Genomic DNA, 12,244 nt, shown 5'->3' with positions numbered 1-12,244 from the left:
GTGAGTGGCAAGCTACAAGCGGCAAGTAGAAGCGGGATTGCTTTTAGCTTGAAGCTAATAGCTTGCCGCTCAAATCGCCAGGTACAACGGGGGCTCTGACTGAGCCCTTTTTTGTGCCTGGCGGTTTGTCGCTTGACCTGCTTGCAGCTTGCAGCTTAAAACTTGCAGCTCACCCGAAGGGGGCTCCTATGATCACCAGCAAGCTGCCGAATGTCGGCACGACCATTTTCACCACCATGTCGCAACTCGCTGCCGAAACCGGCGCGCTCAACCTGTCCCAGGGCTTTCCTGATTTCAATGGCCCTAAGGCGTTGCTGGATGCGGTGGGCAAACACGTTGCCAGCGGGCATAACCAATATTCACCGATGACCGGCTTGCCGGCCCTGCGTCAGCAAGTGGCGGCCAAGATCGCGCGCAGCTATGGCGCCACGGTCAACCCCGACAGCGAAGTGACCATCACGCCTGGCGCCACTGCTGCAATCTTCTGCGCAATTCAGGCGGTGATTCGCAGCGGCGATGAGGTCATTGTGTTCGACCCCAGCTATGACAGCTATGAGCCCTCGGTTGAGCTGGCCGGTGGTCGCTGCGTGCACGTGCAACTGAGCCTGCAAGGCTTCGCCCTGGACGTTGAGAAGATCAAGGCCGCGCTCTCACCGCGCACGCGCATGATCATCCTTAATTCCCCGCACAACCCCACCGGTGCACTGATCAACCGTGCCGAGCTGGACCAATTGGCCGAACTGATCCGCGACCGTGATATTTACCTGGTCAGCGATGAGGTCTACGAACACCTGGTGTTCGACGGCGTGGCCCATGCCAGCGTGCTGGCCCACCCAGAGCTTTATCAGCGGGCGTTTGTGGTCAGTTCCTTCGGCAAGACTTACCACGTCACCGGCTGGAAAACCGGGTATGTGGTTGCGCCTCCAGCGCTGACCGCTGAACTGCGCAAGGTGCATCAATATGTCAACTTCTGCGGGGTGACCCCTTTGCAGTACGCGTTGGCTGACTTCATGGCCGAACACCCGGAACACGTCGAAGAACTGCCGGCTTTTTACCAGGCCAAGCGTGATCTGTTCTGCGACCTGCTGACGCCATCGCGCTTCAGCTTTACCCGGGTGGCCGGCACCTACTTCCAACTGGTGGATTACTCACAGATTCGCCCGGACCTGGATGACGTCGCCATGTCGCTGTGGATGACCCGTGAACACGGCGTGGCGACGATTCCGGTGTCGGTGTTCTATCAGCACCCACCCGAAGGCCAGCGCCTGGTGCGCCTGTGTTTTGCCAAACGCGAGGAGACGCTGCAACAAGCGGCGGAGAAACTATGCGTGATTTGAGTACATTGCCCGACCTGAATATCGCCCTGGTCCAAACCAGCCTGGTGTGGCATGACCGTCAGGCCAACCTCGAACATTTTGAGCTGCTGCTGGAACAGGCCAGGGGCGCCGATCTGATTGTGTTGCCGGAGATGTTTACCACCGGTTTCTCAATGGAATCGCAGACCCTAGCAGAGCGGGAAAACGGCCCGACCCAGCACTGGCTCCAAGCTCAGGCGGCGAAATACAGCGCTGTGGTCACCGGCAGCGTGATCATCCAGGCCGCCGACAGCAGCCACCGCAATCGCCTGCTGTGGGCGCGGCCGGATGGCGAAGTGCTGCATTACGACAAGCGCCACCTGTTCCGTATGGCGGGCGAGCACGACCATTACACGCCGGGCGAGCGTCAAGTGCAGTTTGAGTTGAGGGGCTGGCGTATCCGTCCGCTGATTTGCTACGACCTGCGCTTCCCGGTGTGGAGTCGAGATGCTCAGGACACGGATTTGCTGCTGTATACCGCCAACTGGCCGGGCGCGCGGCGCCAGCATTGGAATCGGCTGTTACCGGCGCGAGCCATCGAGAACCTGTGCTACGTGGCTGCAGTGAATCGGGTGGGTACCGATGGCAAAGGCTTTGCCTACACCGGGGACAGTCAGGTGCTGGATTTCCAGGGTGAGACACTGCTGAGCGCGGGGGAGGCGGACGGGGTGTTTCAGGTGTGCCTGAATGCTGCGGAGTTGGCGGCGTATCGCACCAAGTTTCCGGCGAATCTGGATGCCGATGACTTTCAGTTTGTCTGATAGGCCGCTATCGCGGGCAAGCCCGCTCCCACAGGTGAATGCATTCCAAATGTGGGAGCCGGGCTTGCCCGCGATGAGGCCCTAGTAGACACCACAAATAAAAAGGCCCCTGGATTCTCACCCAGGGGCCTTTTGCATTTCAGCGGTAAGGCTTACGCCGCTTTCGCTTCCAGCTGGCTCAACGAGCGGTTCAGCGCACTGAACACCGCTTTAAAGCTGGCCGTGGTGATGTTTTCATCAATCCCCACACCGTGCACCGGACGCTCGCCATTCACGCGCAGTTCGATGTAAGCCGCGGCTTTGGCGTTGGTGCCGGCGCCGATGGCGTGTTCGTTGTAGTCCATGATCTCGACCTTGATCGGCAGCGCGGCAACCAGCGCTTCGAGGGTGCCGTAGCCCTTGCCGTGCCAGCGCAGGTTGGTTTCGCCCTGGCCTTTGCCCGAGACTTCCACTTCCACCGTGCTGTTGCCGTTCTCTTCCTGCAGGCGATGGCTGACCAGCGCATACGGCGTATTGGCTTGCAGGTATTCACGCTGCAACAAGGCGTAGATCTGTGGCGCGGTCATTTCCAGGCCGACGCGATCGGTCTCAGCCTGTACCACTTGGCTGAATTCGATCTGCATGCGGCGCGGCAAGCTGATGTCGTATTCCTGCTCCAGCAGGTAGGCGATGCCGCCTTTGCCGGACTGGCTGTTCACACGAATCACCGCCTCGTAGCTGCGGCCGATATCGGCCGGGTCGATCGGCAAGTACGGTACTTCCCACAGCGCGTCGGCTTTTTGCTGGGTAAAGCCCTTTCGGATCGCGTCCTGGTGGGAGCCGGAGAACGCGGTGTGTACCAGGTCGCCAACGTAGGGGTGGCGCGGGTGCACCTGGATCTGGTTGCACTCCTCGACGACTTTGCGCACGCCGTCGATGTCGGAGAAGTCCAGTTGCGGGTCAAGGCCTTGGGTGTACATGTTCAAGGCCACGGTGACCAGGTCGACGTTGCCGGTACGCTCGCCGTTGCCGAACAGGCAGCCTTCGACACGGTCGGCGCCGGCCATCAGGCCCAGCTCGGTGGCGGCCACGCCGGTGCCACGGTCGTTGTGGGTGTGCAGGCTGATGATCACGCTGTCCCGGCGGTTGATATGGCGACCGAACCACTCGATCTGGTCTGCATAGATGTTCGGCGTGGCGCATTCAACCGTGGCCGGCAGGTTGAGGATCATCTTGTGCTCTGGTGTCGGGTTCCATACCTCGATCACCGCGTCACAGACTTCCTTGGCGAACTCCAGCTCGGTAGCGCTGAAGGTTTCCGGGGAGTATTCGAAGGTCCACTGGGTTTCCGGCTGCTGCGCGGCATATTTGACGAACAGCTTGGCTGCGTTGACCGCGATGGCCTTGATGCCGTCCTTGTCCTGGTTGAACACGATGCGGCGGAACGACGGCGAGGTCGCGTTGTACAAGTGCACAATGGCTTTTTTCGCGCCGCGCAGCGATTCGAAGGTGCGTGCGATCAAGTCTTCACGGCCCTGGGTCAGCACCTGGATGGTGGTGTCCTCGGGGATGTGGTTGTCTTCGATCAGGGTGCGCACGAAGTCGAAGTCGGTTTGCGAAGCGGCTGGGAACGAGGCCTCGATTTCCTTCACGCCGACGGCGACCAGCGTCTTCCAGAAGCGCAGCTTTTTCACCGCGTCCATCGGCTCGATCAGCGACTGGTTGCCATCACGCAGGTCGGAGCTGCACCAGATCGGCGCTTCGGTGATGGTTTTCGACGGCCAGGTGCGGTCCGGAATATCGATGGTCGGGAACGCACGGTACTTCGAAGACGGGTCTTTGAGCATGCTCATCGGGAAATCCTTTGTGGTAAGGGCCGAGAAAAGGCGGCCTGCCGTAAAACTGTTATTGGGGGCGAAGCTGGGGACGAGGCAGAACGATTCAGCCTGGCAGTCGTGCGCTGACGAGGCACAGGCTGCGGTGCTGGCGGAGCTGAATGAGGGTGTGAGAGGTTTTCATAAGCCCAACCCTAACCGCCGGGGTGAAAGATGGCAAGCAGTCGAGAAAAATTGAGAGAAGTTCTGCTATGGGTGTGGAAAACGAGATTTTATGGTTGGAAACAACTGGGTTGCTTGTTTTAATTGCGCGCCCTTTAAGGTGCGCGCAATTGCGTCATTCAGGGCTGGAAAGCGCCGATAAAGATCGCCGGGTCGACCCGTGCGTCATTGAGGCTGATGTTCCAGTGCATGTGTGGCCCGGTCGCACGGCCTGTTGAACCGACCTTGCCCACCACCGCGGCGCGCGCCAGTTGATCACCGACCTTCACGTCGATCTTCGACATATGGCAGAACATGCTGATAAAGCCTTGGCCATGGTCGACAAACACGGTATTGCCGTTAAAGAAGTAATTACCGGTGAGGATCACCTTGCCTGCCGCCGGGGTCTTGATCGGCGTGCCGGCACCTACGGCGAAGTCCAGGCCAGAATGGGGATTGCGTTCTTCGCCATTGAAGAACCGACGCACGCCGAACTTGCTCGACAGCGGCCCGTTGACCGGTTTGTCCAGCAGCAAGTTGCTGGGCGTGTTCGGGCTGAAGCTGCGGTAGGCCTTGAGCTGAACGGCCAGTTCGCCCTCGATGCGCTTGAGTTGCGCCGGATCCGGGTTCACCTGGCTTTTGTTCTTCAGGGTGATGTGCTGCTCGGGGTACTTCTTGAACCCCACCACAAACGGCAGGTTTTGCCCGCCACTGCTGATGCGTTGCGTGCCAGGTTTGACCGTCAGCGGTATCCCGACAATCGCCAGCCAGTTGTTCTGTTCCTTGACCACTAACACTGGCCGGTTCTGGTAGGTGGCTTTAGGCGCTGCCGCTGAAGTACCCAGGTCAACCACCGCGACGCCACCGGGCACCGGCTTGTTCAGCAGCCGAGTGATGTAGCTGTCGGCATGGGCGGTGAAGGTGAGGCACAACAGCATCAACAAGCTCAATAAACGTGGCATCAATCAATCCAGTAACGAAAGGGTGACGGGCGTCAGGTGGTTATCTTCCACCCGCACCTGCAGTTGGCCTTCACCGAGGCGTGCGGTCAGGCGCTGGCCGGTGTGGGTTTGCGCGGCGTTGCGGATCGCCTGGCCACGCTCGTCCAGCAAGATGCTGTAACCACGGCCGAGAGTCGCCAGCGGGCTGACCACTTGCAGCGTCTGCACCTGGCTTTGCAGTTGCAGGCGACGCGCCTTGAGACCTTCGCGCATGGCGCGGGGCAGGCGTTCGGCAAGGCTGTCCAGGCGTTGGCGCAGCAGGGCCAACTGACGGCCGGGGTGCTGGCCGGCGAGGCGGGTTTCCAGGCGGATCAAGCGTTCGCGACGGGTATTGAGGCTGCGCTCGAAAGCACGGCGCATCCGCATGTCCAGGTCATCCAGGCGCTGGGCCTGCTGGCGCAGGCGTTCGCCCGGGTGGCGCAGGCGGCGAGCCATGCCTTCCAGGCGCAGGCGGTCGTGGGACAGCCGGTTGCGCATCAGCATCACCAGCCGGCGGTGCAGGTTTTCGACTTGGCGCACCCAATGGCTGGCGTCGGGTGCGAGCAACTCGGCGGCAGCGGAGGGTGTAGGCGCGCGCACGTCGGCGACGAAGTCGCAGATCGATACATCGGTCTCATGGCCGACGGCGCTGACGATCGGCGTTACGCAGGCATCCACCGCGCGCGCCACGGCTTCTTCGTTGAAGCACCACAGGTCTTCCAGCGAACCACCGCCACGGGCCAGGATCAGCGCATCAAAGCCTCGCGCATCGGCCAGCTTCAGGGCGCGCACAATCTGCGACACGGCTTCGCGGCCTTGTACCGCCGTAGGGATCAGTGTCAGTTCAACGTTCGGCGCCCTGCGGCCGAACACGCTGATGATGTCGCGGATCACCGCGCCGGTCGGCGAACTGATAATGCCGATGCGCCGAGGGTGCGCCGGCAACGGCACCTTGCGTTCGGCACTGAACAGGCCTTCGGCGCTGAGCTTTTCCTTTAATGCATCGAAGGCCAGGCGCAGCGCGCCATCACCGGCAGGCTCTACAGTGTCGAGGATCAACTGGTAGTCGCCACGGCCCTCAAACAGCGAGACCTTGCCACGCACTTTAACGGCCAGGCCGTCCTTCAATGCCTGGCGCACCCTGGCGGCATTGTTGCGAAACAACGCGCAACGCACTTGGGCGCCGCTGTCCTTGAGGGTGAAATACACGTGGCCAGAGGCCGGGCGGGCGAGGTTGGAGATCTCGCCTTCGACCCAGATATTGGTGAACACGTCCTCCAGCAACACCCGCGCGCGGCCGTTGAGCTGGCTGACAGTCAGGACTTCGCGGTCCAGGCCCAGACGGGCAAAAGGATCTTTAATCATGGGCGGCAGTTTATAGGCATTCGTGCAAGGTTTGGCAGAATTGCTCGACCAGCGCGCTCGGCGCTTGGTGGCAGGCGAGGGCGACGGTGCTGAGGCTGTCCGGGTCGGCCAGGGGTAAAAAGTGCAGATTGGCAGGGGCGATGTCCTGCATGGATTTTGGTAACAAGGCAATACCGAAGCCGGCCTGGATCAATTGCAGCTGGGTCGTCTTGCGCGACATCACTCGCGCCGCCTTGGGGAAAAAACCGGCACGCATACAGAGCTCGGCTGACAGGTAACTCAGGCCACCGCGTTGCGGGTGAGGGATAGAGATAAACGCTTCGTCCCTGAGCTGCGCCAATTCCACCGGTGTGTCGCTGCGCGCCAAGGGGTGATCCGGCGGCACCGCCAGCAACAGCTGCTCGCTGTATAAAGGCACCACACGCACACCTTCGCGCTGGCGCAACACCGGCAAGCGCAACAGCCCAACGTCCAGGCGGCCGTCGGCAATGTCCTCCAGTTGCGCTTCAGAGGACAGTTTGACGATGTCCATCGACACGCCCGGGCAGCGCGCCAGCCAGGTGCTGATGCCGTGCAGCAACGGCCCGCTCATCGGCACGGTGCTCGAATGGCTCAGGCGCAGCGTGCCAAGCTGGCCATTGCCCACCTGCGTGGCCATTTCGCTGGCTTTGAGCAACTCGCTCAGCAGGTTGCGCGCCCGAGGGTAGAAGGCTTCACCGGCCGCCGTGAGCCGGGGTTGGCGCGCGGTGCGTTCGAACAAGGGAGTTTGCAGCTGTTTTTCCAGCGCCTTGATCTGTCGACTCAAGGCTGACTGCGCCACAAACAAACGTTCGGCCGCGGCGCTGAAGCTGCCGCTGTCGGCGATTTCGACGAAGTAGCGCAGTTGGCGAGTAGAGATCACGCGTCATGCCTTTTCGAGATGGGTGGAGGACTTTGAAGATATTAGTCGCAACGCTCGACGATGGCTAAAGTGACGGCCATCTCTTTCAAGGAAGTGCCCATGAGCCCGGTTGAGCTGATGAGTCAGTGGTCGTTTGGCAGCGTTGATTGGCTGGTGATCGGCCTCGGTATTGTCGTGGCCTACATCGTGTTTGGTATCGCCGGGTTTGGCACGGCGCTGGTCGCGGGGCCGATCCTGATTGTGTTTATGCCATTGTCGAAGATCATCCCGCTGCTGGTGCTGCTGGATTTTGTCGCCGCCTTTGGCAACCTGCTGCAATCGCGGCGGGACGTGAACACGCCCGAGCTGTTGCGATTGCTGCCGTGCATGGCGATGGGTTGCATACTCGGCGTGATCTTCTTGCTCAACCTGCATTCAGACCTGTTGCTGCTATTGATGGGGCTGTTTATCAGCGCCTACGCGATCTACAGCCTGGCGGTAAAAAACCGGCCGACACAGCTGGCGGCGGGCTGGTCGATTCCCATGGGCACCGTCGGCGGGCTGTTTGGTGCGTTGTTTGGCAGTGGCGGCTTTTTATATGCGATCTACCTGAACAGCCGTTTACCCAAGGACGCGGCGCGCGCTACGCAAAGTGCGCTGATCAGTTGCAGCACGGTGGTGCGCCTGAGCCTGTTTCTGATTGCCGGGGTGTATGCTGACGTGCCGCTGTTGATGTTGGCGTTGTGCCTGTTGCCAGCGATGGCTCTGGGGCTGTGGTTCGGGCGCCGGTTGACGATGCGAATGTCGCGTGAAGCCTTTGTAAGGCTGGTGACGTGGCTGGTGTTGGCCAGTGGCATTGCGTTGATCGGTCGGTACTTGAGCACTTGACCTGATTTCTTCAGGGATTAAGCTGCCAGGCTTTAGGGCCTCTTCGCGAGCAAGCCCGCTCCCACATTTGAATGTATTCGCAAATCAAAATGTGGGAGCGGGCTTGCCCGCGATGGGGCCAGTAGCCACACCGCAGGACTCTCATGAACTCGCAAAGCATCCTTGTCCCGAAAATCTCCACCTTGCCCGTCCACGAACCCCGCGCGCGGGCGATCGTGCGCTGGCTGGTGCGCAAGAACATCATCAAGGAAGAGCTGACCACCTGCGGCCGCACCGGCAACCGCATGGCTTACGCGCTGGCCGATGGCGCCCGCGCCGTGGTGCTGCACCCCGAAGCGCTGCCGTTCAACGAGCCGGTCAACGGCCTGGAGATCATCTACAAGCGCTGCATCTATACCCCGGCCAAGGGCTTTCTCGAAGAGGCCGGCTGCCCGGAATGCCTCAAGGAAGTCGGCGAGGCGCTGTTCGAAAGCCTCGAAGACTGGATGCCCGGCCACACCGACAACTTCACCTGCCCGCTGTGTGGGCATGAGGATGACATCAACGGGTTTCTGTTCCTGCAGGAATGCGGGTTTTCCAACCTGGGGTTCATCTTCAACAATTGGGCGGAGGCGGGTTTCAAGCAGAGCTTTATCGACGAATTTGCCGACTGGCTGGACCAGAAGATGAGTTGGGTCAAAGTCGAGCTTTAATCCATCTATCAGTATTACCAAGTTTGTCAGAGTTTTACATTGAGCCTGACCGGGTGCATGTATATAATGGCGCGCTTCCATTTTCCCGCTCGGGAGCCCCCGCGATGCTGCGTATCAGCCAAGAAGCTCTGACATTCGACGACATTCTCCTAGTGCCCGGTTATTCCGAGGTGCTTCCTAACGAAGTCAGTCTCAAGACCCGCCTAACCCGTGGCATCGAGCTGAATATTCCCCTGGTTTCTGCTGCCATGGACACCGTCACCGAAGCCCGTTTGGCAATCGCCATGGCTCAGGAAGGCGGCATCGGCATCATCCACAAGAACATGACCATCGAGCAGCAAGCTGCCGAAGTGCGCAAGGTCAAGCGTTACGAAGCGGGTGTGGTGAAAGATCCGATCACCATCGAAGCCGACGCCACCGTCCGTGACCTGTTCGACCTGACCCGCCTGCACAACATCTCCGGCGTTCCGGTGCTGCACGATGGCGACCTGGTCGGCATCGTCACTTCCCGTGACGTGCGTTTCGAGAACCGCCTTGAAGTCACCGTCCGCGAAGTGATGACGCCTAAAGAGCGTCTCGTCACGGTCAAGGAAGGCGCCGACAAGAACGATGTGCGCGAGCTGCTGCACAAGCACCGCATCGAGCGCGTGCTGATCGTCGATGACAAATTCGCCCTCAAAGGCATGATGACCGTCAACGACATCGAAAAAGCCAAGGCTTACCCGCTGGCCAGCAAGGATGACCAAGGTCGTCTGCGTGTTGGCGCGGCAGTCGGCACCGGTAAAGACACCGGTGACCGTGTTGCGGCCCTGGTCGCTGCCGGTGTTGACGTGGTGGTGGTCGACACTGCCCACGGTCACTCCAAAGGCGTGATCGACCGCGTTCGCTGGGTCAAACAGAATTTCCCTGACGTGCAGGTGATCGGCGGCAACATCGCCACCGGCGCAGCCGCCAAGGCTCTGGCCGAAGCCGGCGCCGATGCGGTCAAGGTTGGTATCGGCCCTGGCTCGATCTGCACCACGCGTATCGTCGCCGGTGTGGGCGTGCCGCAAATCAGCGCCATCGCCAACGTTGCCGCTGCCCTTGAAGGCACTGGCGTTCCGTTGATCGCCGACGGCGGCATCCGTTTCTCCGGTGACCTGTCCAAGGCCATCGTTGCCGGTGCTTCCTGCGTGATGATGGGCTCGATGTTCGCCGGTACTGAAGAAGCGCCGGGCGAGATCGAACTGTTCCAGGGCCGTTCGTACAAGGCTTACCGTGGCATGGGTTCGCTGGGCGCCATGTCCCAGGCACAAGGCTCCTCCGACCGCTACTTCCAGGACTCCTCGGCAGGCGCCGAGAAGCTCGTTCCGGAAGGCATCGAAGGCCGTGTTCCTTACAAGGGCACCCTGAGCGCGATCATCCATCAACTGATGGGCGGCCTGCGTTCCTCGATGGGCTACACCGGCAGCGCCGACATCGAAGAAATGCGCACCAAGCCAGAGTTCGTACGGATCACCGGCGCCGGCATGGCTGAATCCCATGTCCACGACGTGCAGATCACCAAGGAAGCGCCAAACTATCGGGTCGGCTGACGCCGACAGCTATAAGCCACAAGTTATAAGCTGCAAGCGGTGCTGTGCTAGTGCAGTTACCGCGCAGCTTCCGATTACTTGCAGCTTGCAGCTTGAAGCTTGCAACTGCTTTTCAGAGTTTCTTTCATGGCCCTCGACATTCACGCCCACCGCATCCTGATCCTCGACTTCGGTTCCCAGTACACCCAGCTGATCGCCCGCCGCGTGCGTGAAATCGGCGTGTACTGCGAACTGCACCCGTTCGACATGGACGACGAAGCGATCCGCGAATTCGCACCTAAAGGCGTCATCCTCGCCGGTGGCCCCGAGTCCGTGCACGAAGCCAACAGCCCGCGCTGCCCGCAAGCCGTATTTGACCTGGGCGTGCCCGTCTTCGGTATCTGCTACGGCATGCAGACCATGGCCGAGCAACTGGGTGGCAAGGTTGAAGGTTCCGAGCTGCGTGAATTCGGTTATGCCCGTGTCGACGTGGTCGGCAAAAGCCGCCTGCTGGACGGCATCGAAGACCACATCGACGCCGACGGCCTGTTCGGCCTCGACGTATGGATGAGCCACGGTGACAAGGTCACCAAGATGCCGCAAGACTTCCACATCCTGGCCAGCACCCCGAGCTGCCCGATCGCCGGCATGTTCAACGACGAGCGCGGCTATTACGGCGTGCAGTTCCACCCGGAAGTGACCCACACCAAGCAAGGCGGCCGCATCCTGTCGCGCTTCATCCTCGACATCTGCGAGTGTGAAGCCCTGTGGACCCCGTCGAAAATCGCCGAAGACGCGATCGCCAACGTGCGTGCCCAGGTCGGCACCGACAACGTGCTGCTCGGCCTGTCCGGCGGCGTTGACTCCTCCGTGGTTGCCGCGCTGCTGCACAAAGCCATCGGCGACCAGCTGACTTGCGTCTTCGTCGACAACGGCCTGCTGCGCCTGCACGAAGGCGAGCAAGTGATGGCCATGTTCGCCGAGAACATGGGCGTCAAAGTGATCCGCGCCAACGCTGAAGATCAGTTCTTGAATAACCTGGCCGGCGAGTCCGACCCGGAGAAGAAGCGCAAGATCATCGGCCGCACCTTCATCGACGTCTTCGATGCCCAGGCCAAACACCTGGACAACATCAAGTACCTCGCCCAGGGCACGATCTACCCTGACGTGATCGAGTCGGCCGGCGCCAAGAGCGGCAAGGCCCACGTGATCAAGTCCCACCACAACGTGGGCGGCCTGCCTGAGGAAATGAACCTCAAGCTGGTAGAGCCGCTGCGCGAACTGTTCAAGGACGAAGTCCGCCGTCTGGGCCTGGAACTCGGCCTGCCGTACGACATGGTCTACCGCCACCCATTCCCAGGCCCGGGCCTGGGCGTGCGCATCCTGGGTGAAGTGAAGAAGGAATACGCCGACCTGCTGCGTCGCGCCGACCACATCTTCATCGAAGAACTGCGCAAAGCCGACTGGTACCACAAAGTCAGCCAGGCGTTCGTGGTGTTCCAGCCGGTGAAATCGGTTGGCGTTGTAGGCGATGGCCGTCGTTACGCCTGGGTTGTGGCCCTGCGTGCCGTAGAAACCATCGACTTCATGACCGCACGTTGGGCGCACCTGCCGTACGAACTGCTGGAAACTGTCAGCGGCCGTATCATCAATGAGATCGAAGGTATTTCGCGCGTGACGTATGACGTTTCGAGCAAGCCGCCGGCGACGATTGAGTGGGAATGATCCTGCCAAAGCAGGTGAGTGCTAAATAAC

General features: G+C 60.7%; 10 protein-coding genes. 6 read left to right on the top strand and 4 right to left on the bottom strand.

Annotated elements, in window-relative coordinates; genetic code table 11:
- Positions 1-188: 188 nt before the first annotated feature.
- Both ACDZ94_RS02680 and ACDZ94_RS02675 read left to right on the top strand, forming a co-directional pair.
- Complete coding sequence (locus ACDZ94_RS02680; protein WP_221295599.1) at positions 189-1,337, top strand: pyridoxal phosphate-dependent aminotransferase; 1,149 nt, start codon at positions 189-191, stop codon at positions 1,335-1,337.
- A complete protein-coding gene (locus ACDZ94_RS02675) occupies positions 1,325-2,116 on the top strand; it encodes an amidohydrolase (RefSeq protein WP_432751036.1) in 792 nt (263 codons plus the stop codon). Before ACDZ94_RS02680 ends, ACDZ94_RS02675 begins: the two co-directional genes overlap by 13 nt.
- A gap of 152 nt (positions 2,117-2,268) precedes the next feature.
- Here ACDZ94_RS02675 and leuA read toward each other — a convergent pair whose 3' ends face one another.
- From leuA to ACDZ94_RS02655, 4 genes are all read right to left on the bottom strand, one after another.
- A complete protein-coding gene (leuA, locus tag ACDZ94_RS02670; RefSeq protein ID WP_053257867.1) occupies positions 2,269-3,948 on the bottom strand; it encodes a 2-isopropylmalate synthase in 1,680 nt (559 codons plus the stop codon).
- Between the two features lie 323 nt (positions 3,949-4,271).
- Positions 4,272-5,093, bottom strand: a complete 822-nt coding sequence (locus tag ACDZ94_RS02665) for a peptidoglycan DD-metalloendopeptidase family protein (protein WP_432751035.1) — start codon at positions 5,091-5,093, stop codon at positions 4,272-4,274.
- A gap of 3 nt (positions 5,094-5,096) precedes the next feature.
- Positions 5,097-6,476 (bottom strand): exodeoxyribonuclease VII large subunit, encoded by a 1,380-nt coding sequence (gene xseA / locus ACDZ94_RS02660; protein ID WP_064454031.1) that lies wholly within the window; start codon positions 6,474-6,476, stop codon positions 5,097-5,099.
- Positions 6,477-6,486: 10 nt separating this feature from the next.
- Entirely contained in the window at positions 6,487-7,377 is an 891-nt protein-coding gene (locus tag ACDZ94_RS02655; RefSeq protein WP_432751034.1) for a LysR family transcriptional regulator, read from the bottom strand.
- Between the two features lie 99 nt (positions 7,378-7,476).
- Here ACDZ94_RS02655 and ACDZ94_RS02650 point away from each other — a divergent pair, with 99 nt between their 5' ends.
- The 4 genes from ACDZ94_RS02650 to guaA all read left to right on the top strand — a co-directional run bounded on the left by ACDZ94_RS02650 (position 7,477) and on the right by guaA (position 12,214).
- Positions 7,477-8,244 carry a sulfite exporter TauE/SafE family protein gene (locus ACDZ94_RS02650; protein ID WP_432751033.1) on the top strand — a complete coding sequence of 256 codons (768 nt, stop codon included), beginning with the start codon at positions 7,477-7,479 and terminating at the stop codon, positions 8,242-8,244.
- A gap of 143 nt (positions 8,245-8,387) precedes the next feature.
- On the top strand, positions 8,388-8,936 hold the full coding sequence (locus ACDZ94_RS02645; protein ID WP_058422675.1) for a hypothetical protein: 549 nt from the start codon (positions 8,388-8,390) through the stop codon (positions 8,934-8,936).
- Between the two features lie 104 nt (positions 8,937-9,040).
- A complete protein-coding gene (gene guaB / locus ACDZ94_RS02640) occupies positions 9,041-10,510 on the top strand; it encodes an IMP dehydrogenase (protein WP_003209646.1) in 1,470 nt (489 codons plus the stop codon).
- A 126-nt stretch (positions 10,511-10,636) separates the two neighbouring features.
- Entirely contained in the window at positions 10,637-12,214 is a 1,578-nt protein-coding gene (guaA, locus tag ACDZ94_RS02635; protein ID WP_064454028.1) for a glutamine-hydrolyzing GMP synthase, read from the top strand.
- The last annotated feature ends 30 nt before the right edge of the window (positions 12,215-12,244 follow it).

This window comes from Pseudomonas sp. UBT (genome assembly GCF_050915955.1).
Taxonomy (GTDB): Bacteria; Pseudomonadota; Gammaproteobacteria; order Pseudomonadales; family Pseudomonadaceae; genus Aquipseudomonas; species Aquipseudomonas antarctica_A.
The sequence above is the reverse complement of the archived record's forward strand: the minus strand, read 5'-3'. Positions and strand labels throughout refer to the sequence as shown.

Excerpts from the sequence above, each read along its gene's own strand:
- ACDZ94_RS02675 (WP_432751036.1), top strand. The coding sequence starts at position 1,325 with ATGCGTGATTTGAGTACATTGCCCGACCTGAATATCGCCCTGGTCCAA.
- ACDZ94_RS02665 (WP_432751035.1), bottom strand. The coding sequence starts at position 5,093 with ATGCCACGTTTATTGAGCTTGTTGATGCTGTTGTGCCTCACCTTCACC.
- ACDZ94_RS02650 (WP_432751033.1), top strand. The coding sequence starts at position 7,477 with ATGAGCCCGGTTGAGCTGATGAGTCAGTGGTCGTTTGGCAGCGTTGAT.
- ACDZ94_RS02680 (WP_221295599.1), top strand. The coding sequence starts at position 189 with ATGATCACCAGCAAGCTGCCGAATGTCGGCACGACCATTTTCACCACC.
- ACDZ94_RS02645 (WP_058422675.1), top strand. The coding sequence starts at position 8,388 with ATGAACTCGCAAAGCATCCTTGTCCCGAAAATCTCCACCTTGCCCGTC.
- xseA (WP_064454031.1), bottom strand. The coding sequence starts at position 6,476 with ATGATTAAAGATCCTTTTGCCCGTCTGGGCCTGGACCGCGAAGTCCTG.
- guaA (WP_064454028.1), top strand. The coding sequence starts at position 10,637 with ATGGCCCTCGACATTCACGCCCACCGCATCCTGATCCTCGACTTCGGT.
- guaB (WP_003209646.1), top strand. The coding sequence starts at position 9,041 with ATGCTGCGTATCAGCCAAGAAGCTCTGACATTCGACGACATTCTCCTA.
- leuA (WP_053257867.1), bottom strand. The coding sequence starts at position 3,948 with ATGAGCATGCTCAAAGACCCGTCTTCGAAGTACCGTGCGTTCCCGACC.